The 5,895-nt window shown below is 53.6% G+C and carries 3 tRNA genes and 3 rRNA genes; all 6 read left to right on the top strand.

Annotation, left to right across the window (positions count from 1 at the left end):
• Positions 1–421: 421 nt before the first annotated feature.
• The 6 genes from RM533_RS13540 (at position 422) to RM533_RS13515 (ending at position 5,895) form a co-directional block, all read left to right on the top strand.
• Positions 422–1,924, top strand: a 16S ribosomal RNA gene (locus RM533_RS13540).
• A 181-nt stretch (positions 1,925–2,105) separates the two neighbouring features.
• Positions 2,106–2,182, top strand: a tRNA-Ile gene (locus tag RM533_RS13535).
• Positions 2,183–2,308: 126 nt separating this feature from the next.
• Positions 2,309–2,384: transfer RNA gene (locus tag RM533_RS13530), tRNA-Ala, on the top strand.
• A 285-nt stretch (positions 2,385–2,669) separates the two neighbouring features.
• Positions 2,670–5,460 (top strand): 23S ribosomal RNA (locus tag RM533_RS13525).
• Between the two features lie 121 nt (positions 5,461–5,581).
• A 5S ribosomal RNA gene (gene rrf, locus RM533_RS13520) occupies positions 5,582–5,696 on the top strand.
• Together the 16S, 23S and 5S rRNA genes with 3 tRNA genes alongside form the textbook arrangement of a ribosomal RNA operon.
• 122 nt (positions 5,697–5,818) lie before the next feature.
• Positions 5,819–5,895, top strand: a tRNA-Met gene (locus RM533_RS13515).

Below are 5,895 nucleotides of genomic sequence, written 5' to 3'. Positions count from 1 at the left end.
CTGGTTAGGTGTGTTGTGTTGCTGTGTTGTGATGTTTGTTCAAACTTTTTTGATCTTGGTGTTGACCGACTCGTTTGGTGTCCATATATGGCGTTTCACCGGACGGGTTGCTGCGGTTTAGCGGTGATTTGGATGGTCGCCGACATGGATGGTTATGGATGGTTCTGATCCTGGAATGGGGTTGGGATTGTTTAATGTCTGTTAGTGTCGGGTGTGTTCTTTGACATTGTTGGTTATAGATGAAGGGACATGTGGGCGACGGCGCCCGGTTCTGACGGCTTCAAGGCGTTGGGACTGGTAATTTAAGTCGAGCTTGTATGTCCTTCGTATCCATTACGTTTGAATATGCAGGTATCGGCTCCTTGAATTCATTTGTTCTGGTTGGTTGCCTTTGGGTGATTGGCTGGGATGGATTGGACACAAACTTGAGAGTTTGATCCTGGCTCAGAACGAACGCTGGCGGCATGCCTAACACATGCAAGTCGAACGAGATCTTCGGATCTAGTGGCGCACGGGTGCGTAACGCGTGGGAATCTGCCCTGAGGTTCGGAATAACTCACCGAAAGGTGTGCTAATACCGGATGATGTCTATGTGAGAGATCATGTGGACCAAAGATTTATCGCCTTTGGATGAGCCCGCGTAAGATTAGGTAGTTGGTGGGGTAAAGGCCTACCAAGCCGACGATCTTTAGCTGGTCTGAGAGGATGATCAGCCACACTGGGACTGAGACACGGCCCAGACTCCTACGGGAGGCAGCAGTGGGGAATATTGGACAATGGGCGCAAGCCTGATCCAGCAATGCCGCGTGAGTGATGAAGGCTTTCGGGTCGTAAAGCTCTTTTACCAGGGATGATAATGACAGTACCTGGAGAATAAGCTCCGGCTAACTCCGTGCCAGCAGCCGCGGTAATACGGAGGGAGCTAGCGTTGTTCGGAATTACTGGGCGTAAAGCGCGCGTAGGCGGTCTGCCAAGTCAGGGGTGAAATCCCGGGGCTCAACCCCGGAACTGCCTTTGAAACTATCGGACTTGAATCTTGGAGAGGTCAGTGGAATTCCGAGTGTAGAGGTGAAATTCGTAGATATTCGGAAGAACACCAGTGGCGAAGGCGACTGACTGGACAAGTATTGACGCTGAGGTGCGAAAGCGTGGGGAGCAAACAGGATTAGATACCCTGGTAGTCCACGCCGTAAACGATGATAACTAGCTGTCCGGGCACATGGTGCTTGGGTGGCGCAGCTAACGCATTAAGTTATCCGCCTGGGGAGTACGGTCGCAAGATTAAAACTCAAAGGAATTGACGGGGGCCTGCACAAGCGGTGGAGCATGTGGTTTAATTCGAAGCAACGCGCAGAACCTTACCAGCGTTTGACATCCTCATCGCGATTTCCAGAGATGGATTTCTTCAGTTCGGCTGGATGAGTGACAGGTGCTGCATGGCTGTCGTCAGCTCGTGTCGTGAGATGTTGGGTTAAGTCCCGCAACGAGCGCAACCCTCGTCCTTAGTTGCCATCATTTGGTTGGGCACTCTAAGGAAACTGCCGGTGATAAGCCGGAGGAAGGTGGGGATGACGTCAAGTCCTCATGGCCCTTACACGCTGGGCTACACACGTGCTACAATGGCGGTGACAGTGAGCAGCGATCCCGCAAGGGCTAGCTAATCTCCAAAAACCGTCTCAGTTCGGATTGTTCTCTGCAACTCGAGAGCATGAAGGCGGAATCGCTAGTAATCGCGGATCAGCATGCCGCGGTGAATACGTTCCCAGGCCTTGTACACACCGCCCGTCACACCATGGGAGTTGGGTTCACCCGAAGGCGTTGCGCTAACTCGCAAGAGAGGCAGGCGACCACGGTGGGCTTAGCGACTGGGGTGAAGTCGTAACAAGGTAGCCGTAGGGGAACCTGCGGCTGGATCACCTCCTTTCTAAGGATGTCTGCAAAAGCGCCTGATTTTGTATCGGGAAGTGCTTTGCGGATGTTTAAAGAAACATGCCGTCGTCCTCATGTCCCTTCATCGCTGGAAAATTGGCGCAGGCTTATGGTCTGTGTCATGCGCCTGAGCTGGTTCGCGCCGTTGGTGGCCTTTTGGCCGGTGACGATGGTGTGGGCCTGTAGCTCAGTTGGTTAGAGCGCACCCCTGATAAGGGTGAGGTCGGAGGTTCGAATCCCCCCAGGCCCACCATTATCGCGTTCCACTCCTGATGCCTGCGACTGGGGCCTTTCATGAGGCTTCATGATCTGGACCCTGCAACAAGGACTGTCGTGATGATGGTGCTGTTTGCGGGCAGGGCGGGTGGCGCAATGGTTGGGGGCCTTAGCTCAGCTGGGAGAGCACCTGCTTTGCAAGCAGGGGGTCATCGGTTCGATCCCGATAGGCTCCACCAGACCGTTGTGCATTTTGCGCTTGCTTGAAAGGCGTGTGAGTATTTCCAGGGATGAAGACATCTGTTTGTTGTGTCCGGGCGTGAAGCTTTGGACACAGCGAGGCGGCATTGGCCGCGATCTTTGACATTGTGAATGGGTTTTTAATCGATGCCGTGGCGCATCGTGTCTGGTTTTGACTGGATACGTATGCGGCACTTACAGATGTATATCTGGCTGAGATTATCGTCCGCACCTTTTGGATGCGGCAGGCTTTATGCAGGCCTGTCGTTGATGGTGTGGATTCTCAAGCGTGAGGTAAGAGCATTTGGTGGATGCCTTGGCATGTACAGGCGATGAAGGACGTGGCACGCTGCGATAAGCGTCGGGGAGTTGTGAGCAAACTTTGATCCGGCGATTTCCGAATGGGGAAACCCACCTTCACCATTTCTCCTGACTTCTGGTTTTGCCAGTGGTTGGGTGAGGTGGGTAGGTATTACCAGAGTGAATAAAATAGCTTTGGTGAAGCGAACCCGGGGAACTGAAACATCTCAGTACCTGGAGGAAAAGACATCAACCGAGATTCCGTTAGTAGTGGCGAGCGAACGCGGACCAGGCCAGTGCTTCTCATTGAATTAGCAGAACACTTTGGAAAGAGTGGCCATAGCGGGTGACAGCCCCGTATGCGAAAGTGATGTGAGGAGACTCGAGTAGGGCGGGACACGTGAAATCCTGTCTGAACATGGGGGGACCACCCTCCAAGCCTAAATACTCGTACATGACCGATAGCGAACTAGTACCGTGAGGGAAAGGTGAAAAGCACCCCGATTAGGGGAGTGAAACAGTACCTGAAACCGAATGCTTACAATCAGTTGGAGCCCCTTTGGGGGGTGACAGCGTACCTCTTGCATAATGGGTCAGTGACTTAATTTATCATGCAAGCTTAAGCCGTTAGGTGTAGGCGCAGCGAAAGCGAGTCTGAACAGGGCGACTGAGTATGATGAATTAGACCCGAAACCCGGCGATCTAGGCATGACCAGGTTGAAGGTGCGGTAACACGCACTGGAGGACCGAACCGTTTAATGTTGAAAAATTATCGGATGAGTTGTGTTTAGGGGTGAAAGGCCAATCAAGCCGGGAAATAGCTGGTTCTCCGCGAAATCTATTGAGGTAGAGCGTCGGATGTATGCCGTTGGGGGTAGAGCACTGGATGGGCTAGGGGGTCGCGAGATCTACCAAACCTAACCAAACTCCGAATACCAACGAGTCTTATCCGGCAGACAGACGGCGGGTGCTAAGGTCCGTCGTCAAAAGGGAAACAGCCCTAACCTACAGCTAAGGTCCCCAAGTCATCACTAAGTGGGAAAGCATGTGGGAATCCCAAAACAACCAGGAGGTTGGCTTAGAAGCAGCCATCCTTTAAAGAAAGCGTAACAGCTCACTGGTCTAAACAAGGGTTCCTGCGGCGAAGATGTAACGGGGCTAAAGTGATGCACCGAAGCTTAGGGTTGCAGTTTACTGCAGCGGTAGCGGAGCGTTCCGTAGGCGGTTGAAGCTCGAGGGTAACCGAGGGTGGACGTATCGGAAGTGCGAATGCTGACATGAGTAGCGATAAAGAGGGTGAGATGCCCTCTCGCCGAAAGACCAAGGGTTCCTGCGCAACGCTAATCGGCGCAGGGTGAGCCGGCCCCTAAGACGAGCCCGAAGGGGGTAGTCGATGGGAACCACGTTAATATTCGTGGGCCTGAAGATGTGTGACGGATTGCGGAAGTAGTTTTCTCTTATTGGATTGAGAGGGCTGCCAAGCGGTTCCAGGAAATAGCCTCTTCATATAGACCGTACCCGAAACCGACACAGGTGGTCAGGTAGAGTATACCAAGGCGCTTGAGAGAAGTATCCTGAAGGAACTCGGCAAATTGCCTCCGTACCTTCGGAAGAAGGAGGCCCTGTATGGACGCAAGTCTTTGCAGGGGGCACAGGCCAGGGGGTAGCGACTGTTTAGCAAAAACACAGGACTCTGCTAAGTCGGCTTCAAGACGACGTATAGGGTCTGACGCCTGCCCGGTGCTGGAAGGTTAAGAGGAGGGGTGCAAGCTCCGAATTGAAGCCCCAGTAAACGGCGGCCGTAACTATAACGGTCCTAAGGTAGCGAAATTCCTTGTCGGGTAAGTTCCGACCTGCACGAATGGCGTAACGACTTCCCCACTGTCTCCAGGATATGCTCAGCGAAATTGAATTCTCCGTGAAGATGCGGAGTACCCGCGGTTAGACGGAAAGACCCCGTGCACCTTTACTGCAGCTTCAGAGTGGCATTAGGAAAGAACTGTGTAGCATAGGTGGGAGGCTTTGAAGCGACGGCGCCAGCTGTCGTGGAGCCATAGGTGAAATACCACCCTGTTGTTTTCTGATGTCTAACCTCGCACCGTTAGCCGGTGTAGGGACCCTCTGTGGCGGGTAGTTTGACTGGGGCGGTCGCCTCCTAAAGAGTAACGGAGGCGCGCGATGGTAGGCTCAGGACGGTTGGAAACCGTCTGCAAGAGTGCAATGGCATAAGCCTGCCTGACTGCGAGACCGACAGGTCGAGCAGAGACGAAAGTCGGTCATAGTGATCCGGTGGTCCCTCGTGGAAGGGCCATCGCTCAACGGATAAAAGGTACGCCGGGGATAACAGGCTGATGATTCCCAAGAGCTCATATCGACGGAATCGTTTGGCACCTCGATGTCGGCTCATCACATCCTGGGGCTGGAGCAGGTCCCAAGGGTTTGGCTGTTCGCCAATTAAAGTGGTACGTGAGCTGGGTTCAGAACGTCGCGAGACAGTTTGGTCCCTATCTGCCGTGGGCGTCGATACTTGAAAGGAGTTGCCCCTAGTACGAGAGGACCGGGGTGAACATACCTCTGGTGTACCTGTCATCCTGCCAAGGGTGCCGCAGGGTAGCTATGTATGGACGGGATAACCGCTGAAAGCATCTAAGCGGGAAGCCTCCCTTAAGATTAGGTATCTTCGAGTCGTGATAGACCATCACGTTGATAGGCCGGGTGTGGAAGTGCGGTAACGCATGGAGCTAACCGGTCCTAATAACTCTGATCATGCTTGAGAATTCCACACCATCAATGACACGCCTGCAAGGGTGCTGCACTGATCGGTCGGACGATCCTCACACCAGATCTTCATCTGTAAACACATCGATTGAAAACCCGTGACACGCCGGCTTCATTGCTTGGTGACCATAGCGTCTGTGCCCCACCCGATCCCATCTCGAACTCGGCCGTGAAACCGGACTGCGCCAATGGTACTAATGCACAAGCATTGGAAGAGTAGGTCGTCGCCAGGCATTGAAGCCGGCGTGTCACGGGCATAACCCATTCACGATCCGCATGTACAAGGGCCGACGCATTCATTGCAGTCGGCCTTTCATGCCTTCAAGGATCAATCTCTTGCGCACAGGCGCAATGACGCGGGGTGGAGCAGTCCGGTAGCTCGTCAGGCTCATAACCTGAAGGTCGCAGGTTCAAATCCTGCCCCCGCAACCA

Source organism: Croceicoccus esteveae, from assembly GCF_031846435.1.
Lineage (GTDB): Bacteria > Pseudomonadota > Alphaproteobacteria > Sphingomonadales > Sphingomonadaceae > Croceicoccus > Croceicoccus esteveae.
This window is presented reverse-complemented; position numbering and strand designations above follow the sequence as displayed.